20 protein-coding genes are annotated in these 23,931 nt (G+C 45.1%); 8 read left to right on the top strand and 12 right to left on the bottom strand.

Features of this window, described 5'->3' with window-relative positions; all coding sequences use genetic code 11:
* Positions 1 to 2 precede the first annotated feature (2 nt).
* Positions 3 to 722, top strand: coding sequence for a GntR family transcriptional regulator (locus tag A2X74_RS00590; RefSeq protein WP_293627364.1), 720 nt, complete (start codon positions 3 to 5; stop codon positions 720 to 722).
* Here the strand turns inward: A2X74_RS00590 and A2X74_RS00585 are convergent.
* Together A2X74_RS00585 and A2X74_RS00580 are read right to left on the bottom strand one after the other, a co-directional pair.
* On the bottom strand, positions 719 to 2,392 hold the full coding sequence (locus tag A2X74_RS00585; RefSeq protein WP_299764002.1) for a hypothetical protein: 1,674 nt from the start codon (positions 2,390 to 2,392) through the stop codon (positions 719 to 721). The genes A2X74_RS00590 and A2X74_RS00585 overlap by 4 nt on opposite strands.
* Positions 2,393 to 2,466: 74 nt before the next feature.
* Complete coding sequence (locus A2X74_RS00580) at positions 2,467 to 3,444, bottom strand: MoxR family ATPase (RefSeq protein WP_293627360.1); 978 nt, start codon at positions 3,442 to 3,444, stop codon at positions 2,467 to 2,469.
* Positions 3,445 to 3,586: 142 nt separating this feature from the next.
* Here A2X74_RS00580 and xsc point away from each other — a divergent pair, with 142 nt between their 5' ends.
* A complete protein-coding gene (gene xsc, locus A2X74_RS00575; RefSeq protein ID WP_293627358.1) occupies positions 3,587 to 5,395 on the top strand; it encodes a sulfoacetaldehyde acetyltransferase in 1,809 nt (602 codons plus the stop codon).
* 29 nt (positions 5,396 to 5,424) lie between these two features.
* Here xsc and A2X74_RS00570 read toward each other — a convergent pair whose 3' ends face one another.
* Positions 5,425 to 6,354: a LysR substrate-binding domain-containing protein gene (locus A2X74_RS00570; protein ID WP_293627356.1), complete on the bottom strand. Its 930-nt coding sequence runs from the start codon at positions 6,352 to 6,354 to the stop codon at positions 5,425 to 5,427.
* Between the two features lie 97 nt (positions 6,355 to 6,451).
* On the opposite strand from A2X74_RS00570, the gene A2X74_RS00565 reads away from it, so the two are divergent.
* Genes A2X74_RS00565 through A2X74_RS00555 form a run of 3 tightly spaced genes read left to right on the top strand, consistent with a single transcriptional unit; the run spans position 6,452 to position 9,090 of the window.
* Positions 6,452 to 7,435 carry a tripartite tricarboxylate transporter substrate binding protein gene (locus A2X74_RS00565; protein WP_293627354.1) on the top strand — a complete coding sequence of 328 codons (984 nt, stop codon included), beginning with the start codon at positions 6,452 to 6,454 and terminating at the stop codon, positions 7,433 to 7,435.
* Positions 7,436 to 7,453: 18 nt separating this feature from the next.
* Positions 7,454 to 8,686, top strand: coding sequence for an aconitase X catalytic domain-containing protein (locus A2X74_RS00560; RefSeq protein ID WP_293627352.1), 1,233 nt, complete (start codon positions 7,454 to 7,456; stop codon positions 8,684 to 8,686).
* On the top strand, positions 8,683 to 9,090 hold the full coding sequence (locus A2X74_RS00555) for a DUF126 domain-containing protein (protein WP_293627350.1): 408 nt from the start codon (positions 8,683 to 8,685) through the stop codon (positions 9,088 to 9,090). The genes A2X74_RS00560 and A2X74_RS00555 overlap by 4 nt, the downstream gene beginning before the upstream one ends.
* Before the next feature lie 7 nt (positions 9,091 to 9,097).
* Here the strand turns inward: A2X74_RS00555 and A2X74_RS00550 are convergent, their stop codons facing one another.
* The 6 genes from A2X74_RS00550 to A2X74_RS00525 are packed head-to-tail and all read right to left on the bottom strand — an operon-like array spanning position 9,098 to position 15,922.
* Positions 9,098 to 9,667, bottom strand: coding sequence for a nitroreductase (locus A2X74_RS00550; RefSeq protein ID WP_293627348.1), 570 nt, complete (start codon positions 9,665 to 9,667; stop codon positions 9,098 to 9,100).
* A gap of 15 nt (positions 9,668 to 9,682) precedes the next feature.
* Entirely contained in the window at positions 9,683 to 10,618 is a 936-nt protein-coding gene (locus tag A2X74_RS00545) for a DmsC/YnfH family molybdoenzyme membrane anchor subunit (RefSeq protein ID WP_293627346.1), read from the bottom strand.
* A complete protein-coding gene (locus A2X74_RS00540; protein ID WP_293627344.1) occupies positions 10,618 to 11,277 on the bottom strand; it encodes a 4Fe-4S dicluster domain-containing protein in 660 nt (219 codons plus the stop codon). Before A2X74_RS00540 ends, A2X74_RS00545 begins: the two co-directional genes overlap by 1 nt.
* Complete coding sequence (locus A2X74_RS00535) at positions 11,274 to 14,162, bottom strand: molybdopterin oxidoreductase family protein (protein WP_293627342.1); 2,889 nt, start codon at positions 14,160 to 14,162, stop codon at positions 11,274 to 11,276. The genes A2X74_RS00540 and A2X74_RS00535 overlap by 4 nt, the downstream gene beginning before the upstream one ends.
* A gap of 11 nt (positions 14,163 to 14,173) precedes the next feature.
* Positions 14,174 to 15,082, bottom strand: coding sequence for a bifunctional enoyl-CoA hydratase/phosphate acetyltransferase (locus A2X74_RS00530; RefSeq protein ID WP_293627340.1), 909 nt, complete (start codon positions 15,080 to 15,082; stop codon positions 14,174 to 14,176).
* 39 nt (positions 15,083 to 15,121) lie between these two features.
* Positions 15,122 to 15,922 carry an IclR family transcriptional regulator gene (locus tag A2X74_RS00525; RefSeq protein ID WP_293627338.1) on the bottom strand — a complete coding sequence of 267 codons (801 nt, stop codon included), beginning with the start codon at positions 15,920 to 15,922 and terminating at the stop codon, positions 15,122 to 15,124.
* A gap of 195 nt (positions 15,923 to 16,117) precedes the next feature.
* Between A2X74_RS00525 and A2X74_RS00520 the strand changes: the two genes are divergently transcribed.
* Genes A2X74_RS00520 through A2X74_RS00510 form a run of 3 tightly spaced genes read left to right on the top strand, consistent with a single transcriptional unit; the run spans position 16,118 to position 20,099 of the window.
* Complete coding sequence (locus tag A2X74_RS00520) at positions 16,118 to 17,101, top strand: tripartite tricarboxylate transporter substrate binding protein (protein ID WP_293627336.1); 984 nt, start codon at positions 16,118 to 16,120, stop codon at positions 17,099 to 17,101.
* Positions 17,102 to 17,149: 48 nt separating this feature from the next.
* Complete coding sequence (locus A2X74_RS00515; protein ID WP_293627334.1) at positions 17,150 to 18,559, top strand: aldehyde dehydrogenase family protein; 1,410 nt, start codon at positions 17,150 to 17,152, stop codon at positions 18,557 to 18,559.
* Positions 18,560 to 18,566: 7 nt separating this feature from the next.
* Positions 18,567 to 20,099 carry an AMP-binding protein gene (locus A2X74_RS00510; protein WP_293627332.1) on the top strand — a complete coding sequence of 511 codons (1,533 nt, stop codon included), beginning with the start codon at positions 18,567 to 18,569 and terminating at the stop codon, positions 20,097 to 20,099.
* A gap of 5 nt (positions 20,100 to 20,104) precedes the next feature.
* Here the strand turns inward: A2X74_RS00510 and A2X74_RS00505 are convergent, their stop codons facing one another.
* From A2X74_RS00505 to A2X74_RS00495, 3 genes are read right to left on the bottom strand one after another with little or no spacing between them, the layout of a single operon-like run.
* A complete protein-coding gene (locus tag A2X74_RS00505; RefSeq protein WP_293627330.1) occupies positions 20,105 to 21,376 on the bottom strand; it encodes a SulP family inorganic anion transporter in 1,272 nt (423 codons plus the stop codon).
* 5 nt (positions 21,377 to 21,381) lie between these two features.
* Positions 21,382 to 22,983 (bottom strand): choline dehydrogenase, encoded by a 1,602-nt coding sequence (locus tag A2X74_RS00500; RefSeq protein ID WP_293627329.1) that lies wholly within the window; start codon positions 22,981 to 22,983, stop codon positions 21,382 to 21,384.
* A 22-nt stretch (positions 22,984 to 23,005) separates the two neighbouring features.
* Positions 23,006 to 23,824 (bottom strand): IclR family transcriptional regulator, encoded by an 819-nt coding sequence (locus tag A2X74_RS00495; RefSeq protein WP_293627328.1) that lies wholly within the window; start codon positions 23,822 to 23,824, stop codon positions 23,006 to 23,008.
* Between the last annotated feature and the right edge of the window lie 107 nt (positions 23,825 to 23,931).

The raw sequence follows: 23,931 nt of genomic DNA, 5'->3' as shown, positions 1-23,931 counted from the left end.
TAATGAAATCCCTGGCCGCTTATCAAGAAGTAAAGCAAAAGATCACCGAAGATCTGGTCAGGGGTCGTTATCCTATGGGGCAGGCATTGCCTGCTGAAAAGGATTTATCGAAAGAGTTAGATGTATCTATAGGAACCCTGCGCAAAGCGGTGGACGAGTTGGTCGCGGAAGGTATTGTGGTCCGTCGCCAAGGCAGGGGAACCTATGTTGTTGAGCATGATCTCAAAAGACTTTTGTATTATTTTTTTCATGTTGTGAAGCATGATGTTGAAAAAAAGGTGTATCCCAAGGTTGAACTCGCTTCTCTCAATAGCGCTACTGCAAATAAAGAAGAGGCTAGTAAATTACAAATCAAAGAGGGCACCCCAGTCTGGAGGATTACGAATCGCCTTTCTTTGGAGGGGCGATGCGTCATGATTGATCAGATTACTTTGGATAAGAAGCGATTTAAAAATCTTACTCGCTCAGACTTTATTGATCGAACTGGAAGTATTTATCAAATGTATCAAGCGCAGTATGGTCAGACGGTTGTCCGTAGTAGTGAGCGTCTTCGCGCTGGTCTTGCTGGAAAGCAACATGCTGAATGGCTTGGCTTGAATGCGGATTCGCCAGTCTTAATGATTCGCAGAGTGGCTTTGGGTCTTCAGGATGATCCGATAGAGTGGCGTATATCAACCCTCAATACAACTCAGTACGAATATTTTAGCGAGTTAGTAGCCTAGGGTTTTCGGGTTTTTAGCTCTTCCGCCCAATGAAGTAGACTTTCTAGTGGGCTTTCATTTTCTCGATCCCAGCTTAGGCGATTTGGAAAGAATGACCTTAATTCCTCACCGATCCCACACCCCCATAGCTCTAGATAATGTTGTTCATTGCACCACTCAATAGCCTGTAATAGGTGATTTTTTAGAAAGTACTCACCATTTGCCTCAATGGTCGCTCTATCCATTGGGCATCCATCAGAAAATAAAATAAGTTTTTTATTGATAGAATTTTTGCCGCCATTATTCAGTAGGCGTTCTGCAGCCCATAACAATGCTTCTCCATCAATACTTTCAGCATAGATTTCTGGTCTAAGTAGCGCAGCGATTCCTGGTCTAGCTCTACGCCAATTGGTATGAAAGTCTTTGAAGATCCAGTGGGCGCGCTCATTGAGGCGTCCAGGATTAGGGGGTTGACCGCTACGTCGCCATTCTTTGAAGGGACGACCCCCTTGCCAAGTGCTGGTGCTGTATCCCAATACCTCCGTTTGAATATGTGCTTGTTCTAATATTCTTACAAGCGCGTCTACGCAGCTAGCAATCTTTTCTCGTTGCTCTTTCATGGAGCCAGAACAATCGATTAACAGGCTCACCCTACCCAAAGACTCTATTTTCTGGGATGGATGCTTATATATCACCGGATCAAGTGGGGCTGTTGCAATCCGGGTAAAGAAGCGTCGATCTATTAACCCTTCAGATTCGGAGTTTTCCCATTTTTTTAGTGTCTTCGAAAGGAAAATGCTTTGATAGTATTTTGTTAGTTTTCCCCATGGAATATTGAGATTGCTAATTGCCTCATTTAATTGATGTTGATAGATTGCAAGTTGTGCTGGGCGAATTTTCTTTTTAGCTTCAGTTTCAATATCGTAGCTAGTATTAAATACCGTATATCTTTCTAGTGCATGAACCAAGGACTGTTTTGAAGTTTGAGCTGTTGGATGCTGCGAATATTTTAAATTTGCATTCTGTATTGGAGGCTGGGCCCATTCAATCTTCAAAAAACTATTGCTAATATTTTTTTGTTTTGTGCTAATGCTTGTAATTTTTTGATATTCATCTTCGATTAAGTGAGAAACCAGCTTGGCTATCTCAAGTGCAGTTTTTGCATAGCTAGCCTGGTCAAATTGATCCGTTTTGAGCTGAACCAGATGATGCCCAACAGTCTCTGCGAGACCCGCTCGAGTTGTCTCCACAATATCTTGCATCAGCTGTGGAAGTGGTCGATGGTTCAGTTTGACCCAGGCGGTAGAAAAAATCGAAAGCAATAAAAGACCAATACTGCCCTCTACCCCGCCATTCGCCATAAACTCTTGCATCCAAGCAATAAATTGACTCTCTATATTTTGCTTGCTACCTTTTAGCTCCATAGGGCAGATGCTTTCAACTCGGATTTGTTCAAGCACTTCAAATACTAACGATTCGACTAGGCCATTTGGGGAAAGTGCTGAATGAAGATCCTGGTCTGAGTATCTGAGGCGTAATGCAATGCCATCCAGAATTCCTCGTGGATTTGCCCAAGAGGTATATAGATGCTTTAGATTGAGATGTGGCGCAAGGGTATTTATGGCTAAGCCTTTGCGAAAGAGGTGCCAATCTCGAATTTGAAGGTGCTCATCTCCTGATATTGAGCGCACAAGAGCGCTATATCTATCTTGTAGCACTACTGCATCATGAGATTCGGTTTGCAAGGTTTGTCGCTGTTGGTGGTTTAGTTTGGATTAATAGGGAACTCGACTGCAAAGCAGCGCTGATAGTATTCGGCTACTAATATTTTTTCTTCGGTTTCGCATTTATTTACAAACGCTAAATTAAAACTGAGTTGTAGATTTTTAAAGATGCGCCAGTTTTCCCCCCATGTAATCAGAGTCCTGGTAGACATGAGTGTTGAGATGTCCCCAGTTTCAAAGCCTTTTCTGGTTAGGTTAGCTAAGGCAATCATTTGACTAGCAGTTTCTGTTGTCAGCTCAGGAACCTTGGCGAGTAAAATTTTCTCTTCTTCTTCGGGCTCTAAATAATTTAAGGCAGCAACAATATCCCAGCGATCCATTTGACCGTGATTTAATAGTTGCGTACCTTGATATAGCCCATTCCAATTTCCAAGACCAACAGTATTGCTGGTAGCAAAGATACGAAATGCGGGATTGGGATTAATTACTCTATTTTGATCAAGCAAGGTGAGGCGACCTTCGCGTTCTAACATTCTCTGAATGACAAACATTACATCTGGTTGACCTGCGTCGTATTCATCAAGAATGAGTGCAACAGGTCGTTGCAAGCTCCACGGTACTAGCCCCTCTTGAAAGCGAGTGATTTGTTTGCCATCTTCTAGACTGATAACATCTTTGCCAATGAGATCCATGCGGGTGATTTGACCGTCTAGATTAATGCGCAAGCAAGGCCAATTTAATCTAGCTGCCACTTGCTCTATATGGGTTGATTTCCCAGTGCCATGCATACCTTGCAGCATGACTCGGCGATTGAAGGCAAACCCCGCCAGTATCGCCAATGTTGCTTCTGGATTAAGTTGGTAGCTTGGATCAGTTCCGGGTACAAGTTCGCTGGTTTGGTTGAATGCTGGGATCTCAAAATCAGCAAAGCTTCTGCATTCCGGAAAGGCGGCATGCAGGGAAACCCACTTTTCAGGCTGTAAGCCCATTAAATCTATTGAAGAAGCGTGTTCAGCCATTTCCTTACCTTTAAAAGTCTTAATATGTTGTGAAATATATTCCATATTGGGGTTTATATGCTTGACTTTACTCAAAATACGCTATTATTATTCAGATTGTAGAACAAAATGTTCCGTTTAATTGAATACCTAGGAGAGCTTTATGTCTAAGTCTGGCGCCAATCTGCCTACCGGCCCACAAAAAATGACCCCTTCCGAAGCGTTTGTGGAGACTATGGTCGCTAATAAGGTGAGAGATATTTTTGGAATTATGGGTTCCGCGTTTATGGATGCGATGGATATTTTTGCGCCGGCCGGGATTCGCTTGATTCCAGTTGTTCATGAGCAGGGCGCGGCACATATGGCTGATGGCTATGCGCGTGTTAGCGGAAATCACGGTGTTGTGATCGGACAAAATGGCCCTGGTATTAGCAACTGCGTTACCGCAATTGCAGCTGCTTATTGGGCGCACAGTCCCGTGGTAATCATCACGCCTGAGACGGGAACAATGGGTATGGGTTTGGGAGGCTTTCAAGAGGCCAATCAACTGCCAATGTTCGAAGAGTTCACAAAATATCAGGGTCATGTTAACAACCCTAAGCGCATGGCTGAATTTACAGGCCGTTGTTTTGATCGTGCCCTATCAGAGATGGGTCCAACGCAGTTGAATATTCCGCGTGATTATTTTTATGGCGAAATCGAAGTCGAGATTCCACAGCCTAATCGCCTTGATCGGGGCCCTGGTGGCGAAAAGAGTTTGGATGAGGCGGCAGAACTCCTGGCTAACGCAAAGTTTCCAGTAATTATTTCTGGCGGTGGCGTAGTGATGGGCGATGCAGTTGAGGAATGCAAGGCGTTTGCTGAGCGCCTTGGCGCCCCAGTGGTAAATAGTTATTTACACAACGATTCTTTCCCTGCTAGCCATCCCTTATGGTGCGGTCCCCTTGGCTATCAAGGTTCTAAGGCTGCAATGAAGTTGATGGCTCAGGCTGATGTAGTAGTTGCATTGGGCTCACGTCTCGGACCATTTGGCACACTGCCACAGCATGGTATGGACTACTGGCCAAAAAATGCCAAGATCATTCAGATTGATGCTGATAATAAGATGCTCGGCTTGGTGAAGAAAATTTCCGTAGGTATTTGTGGTGATGCAAAGGCAGCTGCAGTTGCATTAACTAAGCGTTTGGAGGGTAAGAAGTTGGTCTGCGATGCAACCAAAGCAGAGCGCGCCAAAACGATTGCAGCTGAAAAAGCTGCATGGGAAAAGGAGCTGGATGAGTGGACTCATGAAAAAGACTCATTCAGCTTGGACATGATTGAAGAGCAGAAAAAAGAGGTGACTCCAACAGGCGGTCATTACTTGCACCCACGTCAAGTTCTGCGTGAGCTTGAGAAGGCTATGCCCGCTGATGTAATGGTGTCTACCGATATTGGCAATATCAACTCCGTTGCCAATAGTTATCTTCGCTTTGAAAAGCCACGTAGTTTCTTCGCCCCAATGAGCTTTGGTAATTGCGGGTATGCATTGCCGACTATTATTGGAGCTAAGGCAGCAGCGCCAAATCGTCCTGCAATCGCTTATGCCGGAGATGGTGCCTGGGCAATGAGCATGGTTGAAATTTTGACTGCCGTTCGTCATGACATCCCTGTTACTGCGGTTGTGTTCCATAACCGTCAGTGGGGTGCTGAGAAAAAGAATCAGGTAGATTTCTATAACCGTCGCTTTGTAGCAGGTGAGCTCGAGAGCCCAAGTTTTGCTGGTATTGCTCAATCTATGGGCGCTGAAGGTATCGTGGTTGATCAGCTTGATCAAGTTGGGCCAGCACTCAAGAAAGCAGTTGAAATGCAGATGAATGAGGGCAAGACTTGTGTCATCGAGATTATGTGTACTCGTGAGCTTGGTGATCCATTCCGTCGCGATGCCTTATCTAAGCCAGTACGTTTCTTGGATAAGTACAAAGACTACGTATAAGTTAGCTCCTATGCAAGGTAAAGGTCCGGCTAAGCTGGACCTTTTCTTTTACTGATTTCAGATTGAAGTAAATTTGCGATTTCAGTAGCTTTTTCTTGGAACGCGCTCATTGCGCTTGTGACGAACTTTGTCTTTCTCCAGCAAACGGCTGCGGTTCTTGTTAAAAAATTACCCTTAATTGCTTTTGCGCATAATTTTTTATCATTTGCCAAAGCAATTGAGCTGCCCAATGCCAAAAGCTCGCCGGATTTGGCGATTTCTAAGAGGGCTCCCATGGTCGAGACCTCCATTCGAAAGTTTAAGGAAACCCCCTCCATTCGAGCTTGAGCGTCAATTTTTTGGCGCATTAAAAATTGCCTATTAAGCCCCGCCAGTTCATAACTTGACAGGGATTTAATTGTGATGTTTCTTGGCAACTTCTCGATGCTAACAGGGGTTCCAATCACTGAGAATTGCTCGGTAATAAGGTCGTGCCAATAAAGTTCGGCAAATTGGTAGTCTTGAGGCAGGATTGCAATATCAATGGCGCCCTCTAAAAGCTCCCTTAAAACCCTCTGCGCAGATAACTCCTGCAACTCAATTTTGAGGTTTGGATTTTCTTTTAATAATTCCATGCTAGTTGGTAGAGCAATTATTTTGGAATAAGTATTTGTTGCTCCTACACGCAAGGTGCCCGCAATATTTTGATCTTGATCAGAGGTCTGCAGAAGCGCTTCTTCAATCTGGCCTAGTAATGGCTCTATCTTATTAAGTAAATCATTTCCGAAATTTGTCAAAACTAAACTACGCCCCTTTTTTTCTAAAATTGGGAGGTCGAGATGGGCCCCTAATTCTTTCATTTGTTGTGAAAGAGCGGACTGGGTAATGTTTAAGATCTCAGAGGCTTTTACAAAGTTGCCAGTCCTAGCAACAGCAATAAAGCTACGGAGAAGTCTCAAATCGATCTGATTTATATTCATAAGTAAAACTTATATTTAAGTTAATTAAATATAAATATACATTAATTAAATCGTGCAGTAGAGTAAAGCCTGTCCCCATATATATAGATCGATCGCTATGAATAACTTAGCAATAAAGGGTTTTAAATATTTCTTGGTATATCTTGGATTGCTTGTGCTTGCAGGTAATGCAATGTCGCAAGTCTACCCAAGTAAGCCGATTCGCTTGATCGTGCCATTTCCCCCTGGAGGTCCGACCGATATTGTTGCTAGACCATTAGCATTGCTTTTGGGTGAACGCTTAAAAGAGCAGGTCGTTATTGAGAATAAGGGTGGTGCTGGCGGCTCCATTGGGGCTGATCTAGCTGCTAAGTCGGCGCCAGATGGCTACACCTTATTCATGGGAACGGTAGGTACCAATGCCATTAATGGTAGTTTGTATAAACAGCTGCCATATGACATGACCAGGGATTTCACACCTATTGCTTTAGTGGCCTCGGCTCCGGTTGTTATTGTGGTTAACTCAAGCGAGCGAATCAAGACACTCGCTGAGTTGATTGCAGAGGCTCGTTCAAAACCTGAAACTATCGCATATGGATCGGCTGGAAATGGAACTCCAGGGCATTTAACTGGCGCTCTATTTGAATCAACAGCACAAATTAAGCTGAAACATATTCCTTATAAAGGAAGTGCGCCCGCAGTAACCGATCTGATTGGGAATCAGATACCTTTAGTTTTTGACCCAATTCAGTCGGTATTGCCGCATATCACCTCTGGAAAATTACGCGCGTTAGCGGTAACGAGTAAGACTCGCTCACCTTTGTTACCAAACATACCTACTGTAGCCGAGTTAGGTTATCCACAATTTGAATCAACTGCATGGTGGGCTCTATTTGCCCCCGCAAAATTACCAGAACCAATCACTAAAACTTTGAGAATTGATGCAGAGAAGGTCGCGCAATCAGCCGCCTTTAAGGAGCGCTTGGGAAATTTGGGCGTCCAGCCTAACACTGACTTTAAGGAGAGTTTGGCTAACTTTCAAACTAGTGAAATTGCTAAGTGGGCTAGGGTAGTTCGGGACTCCGGTGCCACTATTGATTAATAGTAAAAAAGAGAAAAAATGAAACTTAACGCAGAAGAAAAGGCAATGCTGGCTGGGGAGTTGGGTCCGGTCAGGCAGACCGCAATTCAACATCAAATCAAGGTAGGTGAATTTTTTGGGGCTGAAGACATGGTTGCTGTATCTCAGGCTCACATTATGGCTGATACCGAGAGTCTGGGCGAGGCGGGTGTTGAATGGTTGGAGAGTCTAGCGAAAAACTCTGTTGCAGACCGAATAGTTCGCATTCCAACTATTACTGACCCAAGGGGTACGGATTTCACTAAGGCAAAGCAATTAGGCCAAACTGAAAAAATGCTTGAGCTGGAAAGGCGTGCAATCGATGCCTTTGTGAAAATTGGGGTATCGATGACTGATACCTGTATTAATTATCAAACAATTATGGCTCCTGTATATGGTGAGCATTTAGCGTTTGGCGACACTGGTGTTGTTATTTACTCAAATAGTGTTTGTGGTGCCCGCTCTAATTTTGAGGGCGGTCCTTCTGCATTAGCAGCGGGTCTTACCGGCAGAACGCCACGTTACGGCTATCACCTGGATGAACATCGTAGACCAACTCATCGTTTCAAAACTTTATGGACTCCTCAGACCTTAAATGAATGGGGTGCACTAGGTGGATTGATCGGCAAAAAATCGGGCAACTATTGGTCGGTGCCGCTACTTGAGGGGATTGAGGGTCATCCGGGTTCTGATGCTATGAAACACTTCGGCGCAGCCATGGCCAGCTTTGGTTCTACAGCTCTATTTCATGTGTTGGGTGTGACGCCTGAGGCATTGCGCCCCCGAGATCTTGAATATTTACATCTCCCGGAGATTATCATTACTAAAGAAGAGGTGATGGGCCTACAAAGCTCATATCGGATTGCGGAAGAGATTGATGTGGTTGTTTTCTCGGCCCCGCAATTAAGTCTAATGGAAATGAAGAGTATTGCAGAGCTATGTAATGGGAAAAAATTTATCAAACCCTTGCTTGCAATGACAAGCCCACAAGTGAAGCCTGACTCCGATCGTATGGGCTATACCGACATGATTGAAAGTGCTGGTGGCACGGTATTTTCTGGTATGTGTTTCTACCAATCTTATGCGCGAGAAATTGCTGAGACAAATGGCTGGAAAGTATTGGCAACGAATAGTGCAAAGATAGTTAATATTTTGGGTGGCTATGGCTATACGCCGATGTTGGCTTCAATGGAAGACTGTGTTCAAGCAGCCGTAACTGGGAGACTTAAGTGAGTGCAAAAATATATAAGGCGAAACATGCTCAGGGCGAGAGTATTGAGGGCGAATGCCTCAGTGCATCCGATGGATTTTCAGCTCGCTATGATTTAGATCGCCTAAAGGGTGTGTTTTCACGACCTGCTCATAAGCTATTTGGCCAGTCTTATAAAGATAAAATTTTAGTGCTGGATGCTGCTAAAGGCGGCGTGGCAAGCGCCTGGATGCTCTTCGAAATGAAGTCCAGAGATCTTTGTCCATCAGCCATTATTTTTAATGCTGTGAATCCAATCTTGGCTCAAGGTGCAGCGCATGCTGGCATACCTATGCTAAGTGGTTTTGATTGTGATATCACGCAGGCTATTGCTAGTGGAAACAGGTTGCGAATTGATACCAAAAACCAAACGGTTGAGGTGCTTTAGGGTTGATCTAAAAAGTTGAGTGGTACTCAGATAAGTTCGGCCGAATACGGTAGGGCTTATTTTTTATTACAGTTCCAATAGTAATGAAGCAGATTGGCTCTTCCTCATCCATGAGTTTGAATAGCGCCCTAATGCGATCACTCTGTAAGGCTCTGCCACTGGATAATCCAGAGCCATATCCTAAGGCATAAGTACTTAAGAGAATATTTTGAATAGCGCAGCCAAGAGATATCAGCTTTTCTTGCTTGCTGATATCCTCATTACTGTCCTTGTAATTTGCTACTGCCAGTAAGAGCAGTGGGCCACGATAAGCCTTATCAAGTGCTTCTTGTTGCTGTATTGGATTGGCTTCTTGATCACGATCCAGTAGGCATTGGCGAAAGACTTCTCCTAGTACGGGGCGACTACTTTCTTGAATCTCAATGAAGCGCCATGGCACCCTTCTGCCGTGATCAGGGGCGGCATTAGCTGCCAAGAGGATAGTTTCTTTTTGAGATGCGCTGGGGCCAGGGTTACCCAGTCTTTTGGGCGATATATGGGTTCTTCCGTGGATAAGTTGTATGGCGAATTGATCCATCGGCATCCGGTGTATTTATGAGACTCGCTGATAATACAAATTTTGTGGATGGTTTGCCTCCGCAAAGAACATCCATCTTTCGGCAAGTAAACCTAGGTAGTTAATAAGTAATGCCAATGCAATCACTAAGGAGTTGGATGATGTGATCGCATACGCCATTAATGCCATCGGGATGATATAGGCGCAGAGCAAAATAGTTTTGCGTAAATTGGCGATCACTTTATCCGTTTGATGGTGAAAGAATTCGCGAGTATTAAAACTGCCCCCCATGAGCCCCATTGAGCTTTGACGAATATTGGAGCCTTTGATCCCGGTCGCTGTAGCTAAATTCGACTTTGGTTTAAGTTTGCGGTTGCGGCTCCAAATCCAGAGTTTCAGATTAAATGACAGAAATAACAGTGAGGGCGCGATGATAGAAAGTGGAGCGTCAATCATTTTAACAGAGGTATCACCCCATAGTGCAATCAACAGCTCTAGCAAAATCCAGCCAGAAGTCATTCCCAGCAAGATGAAGTTAGCTAAGGTAGTGGGATGTGACCACTCTTGAATGAAGCGAATACATTGATAGATCTTTGCGGTGCATATCCAAAGAGCCAGTGTGGTGAAAAGAAGGGCAAACCATAATAGCCGAGGTACTTCGCTAACGCCTGCATAAAAGTAAATTACTGCAGTTACGGCCATTACTGCGGGTAGAGCGATAACTTCTCTTGAGAGCCAGGAGGTTCTCCACATCATGGCAGCGCGCCACGCCCGCTCAGGGTGGCCTAAATGAAAGAATGAGGCTATTAAACCTAAAGTCAGCAACACAAAGGCAACCGGTAGAGCAAGAATGGTGAGAAAGATGCTGGGGATGGCTTGACTATGCAAGTTTGCTAGCGCTATAAAAAATAACAGGCCTTGAGCCATGCCGGCCAAGGTGGTAAAGAAAATAATTGAAAATTGTGGACGCATTATTTGTCATTCCTTGCTGCATCAATGGTTTCCATAATTGAGCGCGGTAAATAGTGATTGGCTGGTTGAGTTTCCCATTCAGGCATGAGTGAATAGCCTGAACGCTCCTCTATTGCTTTGCTGGCGGCAGATTCTGGATCGTGGACATCGCCAAAGATACGCGCACTGGTAGGGCAGGCGAGTACGCAAGCTGGCTTTTTTTCAGCTTCTGGCAAGGTCTCGCTATAGATTCGATCTACGCAGAGCGTGCACTTGGTCATGACCTGACGCTCTTGATCTAACTCGCGCGCACCGTAAGGGCAGGCCCAAGAGCAATAGCTACAGCCAATGCATTTCTCGTAATCAACTAGAACAATGCCATCCTCTTTACGCTTATAGCTTGCACCTGTAGGGCAAACAGGGACGCATGGAGGCTCTTCGCAATGCAAGCAGGATTTTGGAAAGTGGACTGTTTGCGTATTTGGAAAAGTGCCTGCTTCAAAGGTTTGGACTCGGTTGAAGAAGGTGCCGCTTGGACTAGCCCCATAAGCATTGAGATCAGTCAAAGGACCTGCTGAGCCGGAGGTATTCCACTCCTTACAAGAGGTGACGCACGCATGGCATCCCACGCACACATTTAAATCAATAACGAGAGCTAGCTGTTTATTTTTTTTACTCATTTTATTTCGCCCATTTTTTTGAGGGCCATACCAGGAACTTCAAATGCTTTTACTTGTGGCCAAGTTTCTTTTGGTTCATTCTCATCCGCTGGAGCCAGCCGAACTCTGACGTCATACCAGCCAGCTTGTCCAGTAATTGGGTCGGAATTGCTGACAGTAAAGCCGCCCAATGGAAGTTCTTCTGAGATGAGGTGGTTTAACAGAAATCCTTTTTTAGATTCATCTGCATCGTTTGTAAGGCTCCAAGCAGATTCTGCTTTGCCGATGGCATTCCAGGTCCATACTGTTCCCGGGTCAACCGCCTCTGAGTGTCTTGCCATGCAACGAACCTTTCCCCATTGGGACTCAATCCACATCCATGCCCCATCAGCAATACCACTCTTGAGTGCGGTAGCGGTGTTGACGTATAGATAGTTATGACTATGTATTTGCCTTAGCCAGGCATTCTGTGAGTCCCATGAGTGGTACATTGCCATCGGACGTTGAGTAATTGCATTGAGTGTAAATTTACTGAGGTCTGTTGCCTCATCTTCAAGTGGCGGATACCAGAAAGGTAGTGGATCAAAGTATTTATAAATACGTGCTTTGAGGTGCTCTGGAGGTTGTGCGCCTGGACGCTTTCCAGTGGATGCTAATCTAAAGCGTTGCAAGATATCTGAGTAGATCGCAATCATGATTGGATCATTTTTCTGGCGCAGAGCATTCTCTTTTGAGAAATCCAAATAGCCCTTGTTCCAGTTACGCATGTATTGATGCTCGGGAGGCATGTGATATTGATGGACGCAATTATTTTCAGCGTATCTTTGCCACTGATTAGGATTGGGTTCACCACGCAGCGGCTTGTCTCCATCTTTGCCGCGCCAGCCACTTAAGAACCCAATGCCTGATTCAGGGGTGGTTTGAAAGCGGGTGATAAAGTCGGGATAATCCTTGAACTTACGTTCGCCTTCTGGAGTGGTGAACGCAGGGAACTTTAAGCGGGTAGCCAGTTCAATAAGTACCTCCTGAAATGGCTTGCATTCTCCTAATGGCTCTAGAACAGGAATGCGCACGGAATCAACAGGGCCGTCAAATTCAGAAATCGGTCTATCGAGCATACTCATTACATCGTGGCGCTCGAGATAGGTGGTGTCGGGAAGTACTAAATCTGCAAAATCTACCATCTCTGACTGGAATGCATCGCATACTACCAAGAATGGAATTTTAAATTCGCCATCATCACTTTTTGTATTGAGGTGTTCGCGAACTTCCATGGTATTCATCGTCGAATTCCAGGACATATTGGCCATGAAGATCATGAGCGTATCAATGGAATAAGGGTCGCCTTTCACTGCATTGGTAATCACGTTATGCATTAATCCATGTGCAGCTAAAGGATGCTCCCAAGAATAGGCTTTATCAATTCGCAGTGGTTTACCATCGGAGTCCAGTGCTAAATCCTCTGGCTGGGTTGGCCATCCTAGCGGAGGTTTGGCTAGTGGGGTATTTGGCTTGATATCGTTTTCAGAGGAAGGGGGTTTCGCATTAGGAGGCACCTGTCTTGGATAGGGAGCTTTATGTCTAAAGCCGCCAGGACGATCAATTGTGCCTAAGAGCGACATCAGTACAGCCAGACCGCGGGTTGTCTGGAATCCATTTGAATGGGCAGATAATCCTCGCATGGCATGAAATGCAACTGGTCTACCAGTTACGGACTCGTGTTTTTCACCCCAAGAGTCAGTCCACTGTATCGGTAACTTAAATTCTTGACCAAATGCGGTATCTGCCATTTCAACAGCAAGCTTGCGAATGCGCTCCGCCGGAATGCTAGTAATGGCTGCAGCCCACTCTGGTGTTGTCTCGCTTACCTGCCTCTTAAGTAGCTCAAATGCAGGGCTTACTTTTTTACCTTGGTGAGGGCCTTGGCCCATGACGTATTCACCTACTAGAGCAGGTGTTGTTTCATGTGCAAAGCAAGGTTTAGCGCTTTGCGATTTTTCGTCCCAAATATATTTGTTATGAGGTAAATCTGTATTTAATGGATCAGAGTCAGGGTCATACAAAAATAAACCTTCTTCCGGCCCCGGATCCATACAAACCAATTGTGCTGAGTTACTAAAGCGCTTTAGGAATGGAGCATCATACTTTTCGAGGCGGATAAGTTCATGCATCAAGGCCATAAACAGTGCACCATCAGTCCCCGGCTTAATTGGAATCCATTCATCAGCAATAGCGGAGTATCCAGTTCTCACTGGATTAATTGAGATAAAGCGACCGCCTGATCGTTTAAATTTCGATAATGCAATCTTCATTGGATTGCTATGGTGATCTTCTGCTGTGCCAATCATGACAAATAATTTGGCTTGATCTAAATCTGGCCCACCAAACTCCCAGAAGCTCCCGCCAATGGTGTAAATCATGCCAGCAGCCATATTTACAGAGCAAAAACCGCCGTGTGCTGCATAGTTAGGTGTACCAAACTGCCTTGCAAATAACCCGGTTAGGGCTTGCATTTGGTCGCGACCGGTAAAGAGGGCAAATTTCTTAGGATCGGTAGTGCGAATTTTCGCAAGACGCTCGGTCAGAATATCAAACGCCTTTTCCCAGCTGATAGGCTCAAACTCACCATTACCTCTCTCGCTGCCTGCTTTACGCAATAGTGGCTGTGTGATGCGCGCAGGAGAATTTTGTTTCATGATTCCCGAAGAACCTTTGGCGCAGATGACGCCTTGGTTTAAAGGGTGTTCAGGATTGCCATCGATATAAACTAATTTGCCATCGCGAAGATGTGCTCGAATACCGCAACGACAAGCGCACATATAGCAGGTTGTTTTTTTGATCTCCGTTGCTGGTGCTTCCTTATTAATCGGGTCATGCACGGGATCGCTAGAAAATATTTTAAACATGGTCTTTTCAATTATTGAGGGTTTTTAGCAAGCAAAATGGCCATCGCTGTAGATGCCACTCTAGAAAAAACAGAATCAGATCTGGAGGTCAGTGTGATTGGAACTTGTGCGCCTAGAATGGTCCCAGCACATTCAGCATCTGCCATATACACAAAAGACTTATAGAGGATATTGCCGACCTGTAAATCAGGCATTAGCAACAAATCAGGATCTCCTGCAACCTTTGAGGAAATCCCCTTTGTTCTTGCTGACTGGGCAGAAATTGCATTATCAAATCCAAATGGACCTTCAATAACCGTATCAGGAAAAATCGGGCAAGCTGTATGTTCATCAACAATCACTTTTGCATCGGTGGTTGAAGGCATTGCTGGGTTGATAACTTCGGTCGCAGCAATGATCGCCACTTTGACATTGCTAATACTTAATCTCTTAAAGGCATCTAAGCTATTGGCTAGGATTTCTTTTTTGAGTTGAGCGTTAGGCGCAATATTCACAACAGCATCAGTGACGCCAAGCAGCTTGTGGTAACGGGCAAGTTCAAACAAAAAGAGATGACTTATGCGTTTATTGGTGCGCAACCCATCTCGATGCACAATTGGCCCCATAAGATCTTCGGTGTGCAAAGAACCCTTCATCAACACGGCTAACTTCCCCTCTTTCACCATCTCAACTGCCTTCTTGGTTGCTAAGATTGGATCTTTAGGTGTATCGACAATCTGTATGCCGTCCAATGAGAGCTTTTCAATTGCTGCAAGCTCCTCAATATCTTTTTTAGGGCCTATCAAAATTGGAGTGCACAACTGTCTTTTAATAAGATCAAAAACAGTTTCTAGAGCTGGTGCACTAAGGGGGTAGACGACTCCCAGGGGTAGATCGCTCCTAGCTTCGTCAATCATTTTTTCTAAGAGTGGATATTTCACGTTTAGATCTCTCCTAAGGTGGCTATGACGCTGAGCTAATTAGGAAAGTGTTTGGGAAATACGCTCAGATGCTTCTTTAAGCTTGGGAATATGCTCCATTGCTTGATTTAAAGGGAGTCTTGCTGTTGCTGCATGAACCGCAATTGCAGCTACTACCTCGCCTAGAGAGTCCCTGACTGGTACTGCCACACAAGAGACTCCCAATACATATTCTTCGTTATCAATTGCATAACCAGTACTCACAATTCTTTCCATTTCTGATTCCAATAGGTGGCGATCGGTAATGGTTCTGTGGGTAAATTGTTGAAGTGGCATATTCTCTAGAATCTTGGAGCGCTCATCTGCAGGCTTGTATGCGAGAAGTAATTTTCCGCTGGCACTGCAGTGTGGAGGTAATACTGTGCCTGGTGGCAGGTGAAGGCGCAGGGCCCAGTCAGCCTCTACCCGATCTAGATAAAATAATTCCCCGCGTCTCAAGACGGCAAGGTTGCAGGTTTCGCCTAGATCAGCCACCAAGCCCCGAAGAATAGTGTGTCGTATGGCTGAAACGCTATCGTGCGTCAGGGTAGACATTGCTAAACGCGAAAGTCGCTCGCCTGGCGCATAAGTTCGACCCCCTGGCTCTCTTGCCACCAACCCTGCCTCTTCAAAAATAGCTAAAGTTCTATGTAGTGAAGCTTTTGGCATTCCGGTAATCTGCATGAGTTGAGCCAAGGTGGCAGGTTGCTGCAGGGCCGCCAGAGCCTCCAAGATCACTACACCCTTCAACATGGAAGAGTTTTCGCTGGAATTATCTTTCTTAGAAGTATCCGGTTGTTCGATGATTTCTAATTCAAGCATAGGGGTGAAATCTCATGAAGTATGTCATTTTGTTCATTCTAATAGAACAAAGTTGTAAATTCTAGGGAAAATGTTAGTATTTTTACTTATACGAAACAACTTGTTCCATTGAATAAGATCATTTATGCTCATTTTGTAGTAAATATAAAGGGCTAAGATAGGCCTAAAAGAGTAGTTATAAACAGGAGATTGGTCATGCGTAGAAGCAATCTATTAGTAGCTGTTCTGTCAACAATCGCTTTTGTGGGTTCGCTGGGTCTGACGCAACTTGCCCTGGCGCAGTCCTGGCCAACCAAGCCAATTAAATTTATTGTCCCTTACCCACCGGGTGGGGGTACAGATGTGATTGCGCGTATTGTGCAAGAGCCATTGAGCCAGGCTCTTGGCCAGCAAGTCATTATTGATAATCGTGGCGGCGCTGGAGGTTCCATCGGAACCGATATTGCTGCCAAGGCGCCATCGGATGGCTACACCGTCTTATTCACGCTTTCATCACACACCATCAATCCTGCAATTTATCCAAAGCTCGCTTTTGATACCGAAAAAGATTTTCTACCGGTCTCCCTTGTAGCTTCTTTGCCGCAAATTTTAGTAGCCAATCCAGACTTTCCAGCCAGGTCTGTGAAAGAGGTGATCGAGATGGCGAAGGCAAAACCAGATGCGATTTCATATGCATCAGTGGGTAACGGATCGCCGGGCCATTTGGCTGGCGCCATGATGGCCGGTTCCGCTGGTGTTTCAATGATGCATATTCCCTACCGTGGGGGCGGCCCAGCTATTACTGATGTGATAGCCGGCCAAGTTCCTCTGCTTTGGGTTTCGATTCCTGCAGCAGCCAACTATGTGAAAGCTGGAAAGCTGCGCGCCTTAGCGGTTTCGACTGTAAAGCGCTCACCAGTATTTCCGGATGTGCCAACGATGGCTGAATTAGGTTTTAAAGATTATGAAGTGGACTCATGGTATGCAATGTTTGTCCCTGCCAAAACACCGCAAGCTATTGTTGATGCTCTCTATAAGGCAACTGTGAAAGTGCTAGCCGAACCAGTTGTAAAAGAAAAGTTAATTGCGCAAGGTGCCGAAGCGGTTGGTAGCACTCCTGCTCAGCTGGGCGCAATTGTGAAAACTGAATTGGTTAAGTGGAAAAAGGTAACCAAGGATGCGGCGATTCGAGCTGAGTAAGCATATGAGCCTAAAGATTGACTGCAATTAAGAAAGATAAGAGTATTAATGATGACGCCAGTTGAAGCGATTGTTGAACGTGGACGTGTAGCTCAAAAGATATATGAAGGCTACACGCAATCTGAGGTGAACTTAGTGGTTGAGGCAGTAGCCTGGTCCATTCTTGAGCCAAAGCGAAACCAGGAGCTCGCAGAGCTTGCCGTTCAAGATACCGGTTTAGGTGATGTGGCCGACAAGTTCAAAAAAAACTTCAGAAAAACTTTAGGTTTAGTGCGCGACTTAAGTTCCGCAAAAACAGTTGGCATAATTTCACAGGATTTAAAAACTGGACTTACCGAGTATGCTCGTCCAGTCGGGGTTGTAGCGGCCATTACGCCATCAACCAATCCAGGTGCTACCCCCATTAATAAGATTTTAAATGCTTTGAAGTGTCGTAATGCAGTAGTGGTGGCGCCATCGCCGAAGGGTTACTCTACCTGTGCGCGTTTACTCGAGTTTGTGCATCAACAATTAGATCTAGTCAATGCGCCGAGAGATTTGGTCCAGATGTTGCCTTCACCAATTACCAAGGATTCCACCAATGAATTAATGCGTTTGGCAGATTTAGTGGTTGCAACCGGATCCCAAGCAAATATTCGCGCTGCGTACACCTGCGGCACTCCTGCCTTTGGTGTTGGGGCTGGTAATGTTCTCGTCATTGTTGATGAGTATGCTGATCTTGCTAGTGCTGCTAATAAAATACTGCAGTCCAAAACATTTGATAACGCAACTAGCTGTTCTAGTGAAAATGGTACGGTGATCTGCTCTCAGGTTTATGACAAGGTAATTAGCGCACTCGAAGCGGTGGGTGGCTTAATGTTAGATGCTGCTGATAAGAAGCGTCTTGAGGATGTCATGTTTCACAATGGCAGGCTGACTTCAGCATTGACTGCACAGAATCCGGCGGTGATTGCTGATCGTGCGCAATTGCAAAACCCAAAGGCAAAATCAGCTAAATTCTTCATGGTTGAAGAGCAAGGATTTGGACCATCAGCGCCTTTTTCTGGCGAGAAATTAAGTCCAGTCTTGACGGTTTGGAAGGCGTCTGACTTTGAGGCGGCAAAAGAATTGATTGCCAATGTATATGCATATCAAGGCGCTGGACATTCTGTTGGGTTACATACTGCGCAAAGCGGTGAGGTCTTGGAGACGAGGGCTGCAGCCTTGGCACAGCAATTGCCGGTAGCTAGAATTATTGTGAATCAGGCTCATGCAATAGCTACTGGCGGTAGTTTTGAAAATAGCCTACCGTTTTCTTTGTCCATGGGTTGTGGAACATGGGGCAAGAATAACTTCTCAGAAAATATGAATTATCGTCATTACCTCAACATTACGAGGGTGGTAAGACCAATTCCTGAGCATGTTCCCAAAGTTGAAGATTTACTGAAAGAGTATTTCAGTCGTTATCCTCAGACTTAGCCTGAATATGACTTCTTCTTGTAAGAGCTTGGGTGAGGTGCTGTCGCATTGGGAGGGTGTGCAGCCTGATAAACCATTCCTGTTCGCCCCTGAGATTAGAGTTGCTCTAACCTATGGGCAGCTTGCAAAAGAAGCTCGCCATTTTTCAACATGGCTAGAACAAGAGGGCATTAGCGCTCAAGCTCATGTCGGCCTCTTCACGCAAAATGGGCGCCAAACCACTACGGTTTTTTTGGCAACCATGGCTTGTGGGCGAGTTATCACGCCTTTTAATCTGTTGGCGCCTACCGATCAGCTGGCATGGGTATTAGATCACAGTGATATTGAGGTTTTGTTCTATTCTCCAGACAAGAAGCAGGGATTATTTGCGGCGCTTGAGAAGACTAAAAGAAAGTTCAAAGTATTCGAGCTTGATCCAGATGCACTTGAGGGACCGTTTATGCAGTGCGCAACTGGTGGGTTGCCCTCGGTTGATTCCTCAAAGCCGGCGCTTCTAATGTATACCTCTGGCACAACGGGAACTCCCAAAGGGGTTTTACTTACCCATGATAATTTATTGCATGCTGCACGCTCTATGGCGGCATGGCACTCATTAACACAGTCGGATATTGTGCTCAGCTCATTGCCGATTTATCACATCAATGGGCAGGTCATCTCAACTATCACGCCATTCGTATCCGGCGGGTCCGTAGTTGCGCCACACGCTTTTTCTGTTTCAAGTTGGTGGAGTTTGGCGATTCAGTATCAATGTACCTGGATCAATATGGTTCCAACTATCATTGCGTATTTGATTAATGCTGCGAAGAGTGGTGGGGCATTGCCGAGCCGTGAGGATTTGAAATCAATACGATTTGGTCGATCTGCTTCCGCTCCATTGCCGCCTGAGCATCATCGTGAATTCGAGTCTTTATTTGGAATCACTGTCATTGAGGGTATGGGTATGACAGAGTCAGCTTCAATGGTTTTTTGTAACCCCCATGATGAAAGCAGGCGCTATGGTAGCCCAGGCCAGCCTTGTGGTGTAGAGGCAAAAGTAATTGATGCCGAAGGCAATCCTCTTAGTAACGAAACTGTGGGTGAAATTTGTCTACGTGGTGGGAATGTGCTCAATGCTTATTACAAGGCAGAGCTAGAAACTGCCAAAGCTTTTGATAATGAGGGTTGGTTAAAGACAGGCGATCTGGGTATGCGTGATAACGATGGCTTTTATTTCATCACCGGGCGCCTCAAAGAGTTAATCATCAAGGGTGGTGAAAATATCGCCCCACGCGAAATCGATGAAGCGGTTTTAAAACATCCCGCAGTATTAGATGCAGCTGCAGTGGGCATTCCAGATAGTAACTATGGACAAGAAATTATGGTGTGCATTGTTCTAAAGCCAGATACAAAATGCTCTGAAGATGAAATGCGCTCATTTTGCTTAAAAGAGTTGGGTAAATTTAGGACGCCAAAAATTATTCTCTTTATGGAGGATCTCCCGCGCGGACCCTCGGGCAAAGTTCAGCGCTTAAAGTTATTAGATCTGCGGAAAGCGCACTAGATTTTCTAGGTTTTTTTAGTGAGTCGCCTGATTAGTATTGAGCTGGCGATCCCAGAAAGTATTGCCCATTCCAATGGGAATGTGATGGTGCCAATGCCAGTAATTAACATCGGAACCCACTCTCTTGCCCCCATGTGAAATTCATGGCGAATCTGTTTTATATCTATTAAATTCCAGGCAACCACCAGTAATAGCGAGGCGATAACTACGTAAGGAATATGTTTGGCTAGTGGCGAGACAAAGGCAAGTAAAATAAGTAGAAAAACTGCTGCGCAAATTGCTGATAGAGGTGTTTTTGCTCCTGAAGCAAGGTTGACGCCCGTGCGATTAAAAGAGCCGCTAGCAGGGTAGGCTGAGAAAAAAGATCCGCATACATTAGCCAATCCTTGCCCAATAAATTCTTGGTTAGCATTAAAACTATCTTTTGTTTTTAACGCGATCGCTCGAGCGATCGCCATTGCTTCGGTCGATGCCAAAAGTGTCATGATGAGAGCGGCGCTAAATAACTTTTGTAAATTTTCCCTACTTAAATCTGGGCTAGAAATTGGTGGGAATGCCCCCGGTATTTCTTGCACTCTTTTAAAGATGGTGATGCCAGGTATAAATGTTTCTAGTAAAGCTGCCGCAATACTTCCTAGTACAACGGCCACAAGCATTGCTGGTAGAAATCGATTGAGTGGTTTCCAAAGGCGAATGGCAATTAAAGTGAAGAGTACTAACGCCGGGGCAGAGATTTGCCATTGGTTGTTTAAAAGTGCTAATGCTACAGCGCCAATGGATTCTAGAACCCCCTTTCCTCTTGGAATGTTGATTCCAAGGAGAGTGCCTAGTTGGCTATTAATAATGAGAATGGCGGCACCGACGGTGAAACCAACAATCACGGAATGAGGAATCTTCTCCACCCATTTGCCAGCCTTGGCAACCCCCAGTACAAGTTGCAATATGCCTACTAAAAAGCTCAGGGTTAAAACGTAACCAACATATTGGCTTGATTCTGGAAGTGCTAGCGGAGAAATGAGCGCCATTGTTGTTAAGGAGATGGCATTAGCGGGGCCGGTAACCATTAACCGGCTTGAGCCAAATAAAGCCGCTATGAGACATGGAATCATGGCTGCGTATAAGCCATAGTGGGGCGGCATGCCTGCCAGCAATGCGAACGCAATGCCTTGGGGCATGACAACAATAGCTCCAGTTAGTCCTGCAAAAATATCTGCGCGTATTGTTCCTGCAGTTTGATATTCAGGAAGCCACTTGGTAAACGGTAGTTGCCAGCGCATTAGAATTAAATGCGACCCAAAATCAGATCAGCAGCTCTTTCAGCAAGCATCACAGCAGGCCAATTGGTGTTTCCTGAGGGTAGGGTTGGCATGGCTGAACAATCAACCACCCTAAGACCTTGCACCCCCTTTACCCTTAATGAAGAGTCGAGAACTGCCATCGGATCGCTATCTGGACCCATTTGACAGGTGCCTGTTGGATGGAAAATCGTCGCGCCATTGTTGCGACAGAACTCCAAAATCTCATCGTCAGTTTGAGGATTGTTTGGTTTAACCTCTCGCACAATTAAAGAGCGGAGCGGTTCTGTTTGAGATATTTTCCGTGCGTATTTAACTGCTGCAATACTGATGTCCCGATCATACTGAGTGGCCAAATAGTTCGCAAACATTTTTGGAGGTACAAGGGGGTCATTGGATTGAATGCGGACATGTCCGCGTGATTCAGGTCGCAGTTGGCAGACTGACATCGTAAATCCTGAGAAGGGGTGAACTTTACCTCCCGCCATTTCAGCCGAAAGTGTCGCGAGATGAAACTGAATATCCGGGGTTTTGGAGTCTGCCATGACTCGGGTGAATAGACCGCCCTGATTAATTCCAATTGAAAGCGGGCCACCGCGAAATAGAAGCCAATCTAAACCCATTTTTAATTGACCACACCATGATGACAATTGATCGTTAGTGGAAATGGGTTGATTTAATTCATAAATGAGTCGATGTTGAAGATGGTCTTGTAAATTCTCGCCCACTCCCGGTAAATCATGAATGAGTGGAATGCCAAATTCTTGCAAGAGTTTTGCGGGCCCTACCCCGGATAGTTGCAGAATTTGTGGGCTTTGAATAGCTCCGGCGCTCAGTACCACCTCTTGGTTTGCGCGAATAATGCTTTTAACCCCATGACAAGATATTTCGACTCCGAGAGCCTTTTTATTTTCAAAGATTACGCGACAGGCTTGGCTCTCAGTAAGGATCGTTAGATTTTTTCTATGCTTTGCGGGTTTTAGGTAGGCAACTGCGGTGCTACAGCGGAATCCTTTATTGGTTGTAAGTTGATAATAGCCAACGCCTTCTTGTGTAAGGTTATTAAAATCCTCTGTGCTGGGTACCCCAAGAGCATTCGCAGTTTTTTTAAATGCCTCAACTAGGGGATGTTGTTTGGGGATTGATGAGGCTTTGAGCGGGCCCGTTTGAGAATGCAGGGGCTCACCGAGGCGATCATTACCTTCCGCTTTTTTAAAGTAGGGCAGTACATCATCCCAGCCCCAGCCAGGATTCCCAAGATCACGCCAAGTGTTGTAATCCTCTTTTTGCCCCCGAATAAAGATTAAGCCATTAATGGAGCTTGAGCCACCTAATGTTTTTCCACGTGGCCAGTAAATTTGTCGGTTATTCATGCCGGGATCAGGCTCAGTCTGAAACTTCCAATTCAGCTTGGAGTCCCACATTGTTTTAGCATAGCCAATTGGAAGGTGAATCCAGGGCGAAAGATCTTTTGGGCCCGCCTCAATAAGGCATACCTTAATGTTGGGATCTTCGGATAGGCGACTCGCCAGAACGCAGCCAGATGATCCCCCGCCCACTACGATGTAATTAAAAATGTTATTTTCCATATGTTAATCGGGGTTTTGATTTTTAAATATTTAGATTAGATTCTGATGAGGTATTTTGGATGTCTTGCGCAGCCCTTTTTAACGGAGCGAGATAAAAATCAATTGATTTTTCTAGTATTCGGTTTGCTGGCCCATGTGCTGTAATGGTGGCATATGTTTTATTCCTATCATTCATTACGGGTACTGCAATTCCAATAAAGCCATCCAAGAATGCTGATTCCTCGAATGCAAATCCATTCAAGCGAATTCGATCCAATTCAGGTAGAAGCTTGGCATAAGTTGTAATTGATTTAACTGAATAACTTTCAAAAGGCTCTTCTCCCAGAGCTCTGCTAACTTGCTGCCTCGACATTTTTGATAAAAACAAAAGACCACTTGCGGTGCAGTGTAGTGGAACGCGCATACCTTGATCAATATGCAACCGAATTGGCGCATTTGTTTCAACGCGATCCAAGTACATTACGCGATTACCGTCCAAAATATTAAAGTTACATGTCTCTCCTATTTCTTCGACAAGGCGCTTCATTACTGCCACTCGCTGGGATCGAATTGAATCTACGGACAAGACATTAATGCCCATTATTCTGAGTTTTGAGCTTGGTTGAAAGCGTCTTCCATTTGGATCTCTTTCCAGAAAACTTTGTTCAACCAAGATATTTAAAAGTCTGAAAGCGGTTGGTTTAGCGAGCCCAGTAATTGTGGAGATGGACTCCAAGGTCAAAGGAAACTCCGATAGAGAAATGGTTTCTAGTATGAGCAATACCTTTTCCGCCATGCTGGATTTGGCTGATTCTTCGAGCATTTCCGAGGGTGGGGTAATACGGGATAAGTTCTGAGGCATATGATTTTTTTGGTTTTTTAGGTGTTTACCCCTAAAGTATTTCATCAGGTGATAGTTTACATTTCATCTAAGGAAATATCAATGGTGTTAAGAGTACAAAATCTGTT

Origin of the sequence: Polynucleobacter sp. GWA2_45_21, from assembly GCF_001830325.1 — a bacterium.
Taxonomy (GTDB): Bacteria; Pseudomonadota; Gammaproteobacteria; order Burkholderiales; family Burkholderiaceae; genus Polynucleobacter.
The sequence above is the reverse complement of the archived record's forward strand: the minus strand, read 5'-3'. Positions and strand labels throughout refer to the sequence as shown.

Excerpts from the sequence above, each read along its gene's own strand:
- A2X74_RS00505 (WP_293627330.1), bottom strand. The coding sequence starts at position 21,376 with ATGCGCTGGCAACTACCGTTTACCAAGTGGCTTCCTGAATATCAAACT.
- xsc (WP_293627358.1), top strand. The coding sequence starts at position 3,587 with ATGTCTAAGTCTGGCGCCAATCTGCCTACCGGCCCACAAAAAATGACC.
- A2X74_RS00525 (WP_293627338.1), bottom strand. The coding sequence starts at position 15,922 with ATGCTTGAATTAGAAATCATCGAACAACCGGATACTTCTAAGAAAGAT.
- A2X74_RS00515 (WP_293627334.1), top strand. The coding sequence starts at position 17,150 with ATGATGACGCCAGTTGAAGCGATTGTTGAACGTGGACGTGTAGCTCAA.
- A2X74_RS00580 (WP_293627360.1), bottom strand. The coding sequence starts at position 3,444 with ATGGCTGAACACGCTTCTTCAATAGATTTAATGGGCTTACAGCCTGAA.
- A2X74_RS00495 (WP_293627328.1), bottom strand. The coding sequence starts at position 23,824 with ATGCCTCAGAACTTATCCCGTATTACCCCACCCTCGGAAATGCTCGAA.
- A2X74_RS00590 (WP_293627364.1), top strand. The coding sequence starts at position 3 with ATGAAATCCCTGGCCGCTTATCAAGAAGTAAAGCAAAAGATCACCGAA.
- A2X74_RS00535 (WP_293627342.1), bottom strand. The coding sequence starts at position 14,162 with ATGTTTAAAATATTTTCTAGCGATCCCGTGCATGACCCGATTAATAAG.
- A2X74_RS00545 (WP_293627346.1), bottom strand. The coding sequence starts at position 10,618 with ATGCGTCCACAATTTTCAATTATTTTCTTTACCACCTTGGCCGGCATG.
- A2X74_RS00520 (WP_293627336.1), top strand. The coding sequence starts at position 16,118 with ATGCGTAGAAGCAATCTATTAGTAGCTGTTCTGTCAACAATCGCTTTT.
- A2X74_RS00570 (WP_293627356.1), bottom strand. The coding sequence starts at position 6,354 with ATGAATATAAATCAGATCGATTTGAGACTTCTCCGTAGCTTTATTGCT.
- A2X74_RS00540 (WP_293627344.1), bottom strand. The coding sequence starts at position 11,277 with ATGAGTAAAAAAAATAAACAGCTAGCTCTCGTTATTGATTTAAATGTG.
- A2X74_RS00500 (WP_293627329.1), bottom strand. The coding sequence starts at position 22,983 with ATGGAAAATAACATTTTTAATTACATCGTAGTGGGCGGGGGATCATCT.
- A2X74_RS00510 (WP_293627332.1), top strand. The coding sequence starts at position 18,567 with ATGACTTCTTCTTGTAAGAGCTTGGGTGAGGTGCTGTCGCATTGGGAG.
- A2X74_RS00565 (WP_293627354.1), top strand. The coding sequence starts at position 6,452 with ATGAATAACTTAGCAATAAAGGGTTTTAAATATTTCTTGGTATATCTT.
- A2X74_RS00550 (WP_293627348.1), bottom strand. The coding sequence starts at position 9,667 with ATGGATCAATTCGCCATACAACTTATCCACGGAAGAACCCATATATCG.
- A2X74_RS00560 (WP_293627352.1), top strand. The coding sequence starts at position 7,454 with ATGAAACTTAACGCAGAAGAAAAGGCAATGCTGGCTGGGGAGTTGGGT.